Genomic DNA, 851 nt, shown 5'->3' with positions numbered 1-851 from the left:
ACCCTGGATCTCAACGACACCCTCACCGGCAGCTTAACCAACGCAGGCAGCGCGGACATCGATGCCACGATCGACGGTAACGTCTCCAACGCCGGCACCCTTGATCTGGCCGGGGACATCACAGGCAGCTTGTCACAGAGTGCAGGCACTACCACAGTGTCCGGAGCAAGCACGCTGACCGGCGGTTTGGATATCGACGGCGGCGCTTTGACTATCAACGCAGCCACCACCGGTGATGTCGATATCGCCTCAACCGCAACCCTGGATCTCAATGACACGCTCACCGGAAACCTAACCAATGCAGGCAGCGCGGATATCGACGCCGCGATCACTGGCAACGTCTCCAACTCCAGCACCCTTGATCTGGCCGGGGACATCACAGGCAGCTTGTCACAGAGTGCAGGCACAACCACCGTGTCCGGAGCAAGCACGGTGACCGGCGGTTTGGATATCGACGGCGGCGCTTTGACTATCAACGCAGCCACCACTGGTGATATCGATATCGCCTCAACCGCGACCCTGGATCTCAATGACACGCTCACCGGAAACCTGACCAACGCAGGCAGCGCGGATACTGATGCCACAATCGACGGTAGCGTCTCCAACGCCGGCACCCTTGATCTGGCCGGGGACATCACCGGCGCCCTCACACAGAGTGCGGGCACAACCACCGTGTCCGGGGTCAGCACAGTGACCGGCGGCTTGGATATCGACGGAGGTGCTTTGAATATCAATGCCGCCACAAGCGGTGACGTAGATATCGCCTCAACCGCAACCCTGGATCTCAACGACACCCTCACCGGCAACCTGACCAATGTGGGTGATGCGGATATCGATGCCACAATCGATGG

The 851-nt window shown here is 59.9% G+C and carries 1 protein-coding gene; it reads left to right on the top strand.

Annotation, left to right across the window (positions count from 1 at the left end; translation table 11 throughout):
- Window positions 1-851 (top strand): beta strand repeat-containing protein (locus GFB49_RS20930; protein WP_425505257.1); only part of this gene is annotated, 851 nt, incomplete at both ends.

This window comes from Tritonibacter litoralis, from assembly GCF_009496005.1.
Lineage (GTDB): Bacteria > Pseudomonadota > Alphaproteobacteria > Rhodobacterales > Rhodobacteraceae > Epibacterium > Epibacterium litoralis.
Note: the sequence above shows the minus strand (reverse complement) of the source record. Positions and strands in the feature narration are given on the sequence as shown.